Consider the following 1,699-nt stretch of genomic DNA (forward strand, 5'->3'; position numbering starts at 1 on the left):
AAGACCTTCCTTTCCGCCATCGCCCTCGCCGCAACCGTCCTGTTCTGGCTTTGACGATCAATGAGTCTGGAGCCTAGGGCCGGCATCGATTGCAATCGCTGCGATAACGACGGTCGGGGGTTTGCGTTTGCCACGGTGATCGTCGTGCTTGCGATACCGTTTGTCGCGGAACCTCTTGATCAGTTGCAAGGCAACCACGCGAGGCGATTTCTGGTCGAGCGGGACATGCACCGGCATCGGTTGGGTGTCTGCCTTTTGCAACGCCAGACCGGACGTCTCATTCGACAGCCGTGTGGCCAGTTCGGCATAGGTTTCGCCATCGACGAGGTAGCGGCGCGCATCGAAGCGTTTCTGAAACGCCTCGCTGATTTCGACATGAGCATTGAAGTGATTGGCAAACCCCTTCGGATTGATATCCTTGTGGTACCGCTCGTCCGTCTCAGGCTTGTAGTGAAACAAGGTCGCTACGCGCTCAGGCGTCCCGTTGATGCGAACGACGGGCATCAGATCGACCGTGACACCGTCCGGGTACGTAACGGTGACACATCGACTGTTTTTCTCGATCAGATAGTCGTAATACTTGCTGCCTTTTTCACCCTTGACTGCCTTGTACAATTGCTCCAGCACCCAGGCCGGGTCGGTCCCTGGAGCGATCGCTATCTCAAGCACGGCATCAACGTCGTGCTGGTCGGTCTTCAGGCGTGACCGAGTTGCCGCGTGAATTGCGAAGCTGCCAGAAGGATAGACCTCAAGCACCAAGTCCTCGAGAGGGCTGCCAGGGCGGTCCACATGCTGTGCGAGTCCACGAAAATGCCCGTCGGCTTCATCGTGCATGGTACGGGTGATCTGAATGGCGCGCGCAACGTCCATCATCGCAGCTTCGACGGGATCGATCTCCAAGCTGCGGGCAAAATCCTCCAAGTTCGTCCTGATATTCATGTTCTTCTGCCCCCTCAGGCTTGACGGATTCCCCGATCCGTCCTACAGTTTTTGACGCTTTCGTAGGGTAGAAAGTCAAAAAAGAAGCCGCGAGCAAGCGGCGTGAGTCCTACGATTTCGTCATACTAACACGTCTGGGAGCGTCATGTCAATTTCTGCGGATTCCGACTGTGGGTTCGGTGAAAGGTTGCGTCAAGCCCGCGAGGCTCGAAAGATCAACCAAACGGAGCTAGCCGCGAGAACCGGGTTACAGCCATCGGCAATCGGTCACTTCGAGAAGGAGCGGCGGAAACCGTCCTTTGCGAACATTCGGGCACTCGCCAAGGCTTTGAACGTAACATCAGACTACTTGCTCGGCAGGACAAGTGACATGGCCGGTGCAACAACTGCATTCCGTGGCGAGGAGAACTTGTCGGAAGATGACCGCGAGCACGTCCAGATGATGATCGACCTGATGAACCAGAGGAAATCGGGTCGTTGAGTAAGTTCAGAATTCAAATGGCGCGGCGTCAGGGCGAGCTCAAAGCTAAGGAGAAGGGCTATGATACCTTTCCTGTAGATCCCTTCGCGATCGCGGAAAGCGAGGCCATCATGGTCGAGCCGAAGCCCCCAGACCAGGTGGGCGTGAGCGGCGGAATCATCTTCCACGGTGAGAGCGTTGGCATTTTCTACGCCACCAATATTAGGGTCAGGACCCATTGATATACTTGAAGCTGTCCGGCCTGCGTGATTCAAGCTCCCGAACTGACGGGGGTGGAGA

General features: G+C 56.3%; 2 protein-coding genes and 1 pseudogene. 2 read left to right on the forward strand and 1 reads right to left on the reverse strand.

The features are described from left to right. Nucleotides 1–57: 57 nt before the first annotated feature. Nucleotides 58–939: a nucleotidyltransferase domain-containing protein gene (locus GH815_RS18620; protein WP_153750220.1), complete on the reverse strand. Its 882-nt coding sequence runs from the start codon at nucleotides 937–939 to the stop codon at nucleotides 58–60. A 145-nt stretch (nucleotides 940–1,084) separates the two neighbouring features. Between GH815_RS18620 and GH815_RS19355 the strand changes: the two are divergent. Then, nucleotides 1,085–1,282, forward strand: a pseudogene (locus GH815_RS19355) (helix-turn-helix domain-containing protein); the annotation flags it as partial. A gap of 134 nt (nucleotides 1,283–1,416) precedes the next feature. Continuing rightward, on the forward strand, nucleotides 1,417–1,641 hold the full coding sequence (locus GH815_RS18630; RefSeq protein WP_153750222.1) for a hypothetical protein: 225 nt from the start codon (nucleotides 1,417–1,419) through the stop codon (nucleotides 1,639–1,641). The last annotated feature ends 58 nt before the right edge of the window (nucleotides 1,642–1,699 follow it).

The sequence above is a fragment of the Rhodovulum strictum genome (assembly GCF_009649175.1).
GTDB lineage: Bacteria > Pseudomonadota > Alphaproteobacteria > Rhodobacterales > Rhodobacteraceae > Rhodovulum > Rhodovulum strictum.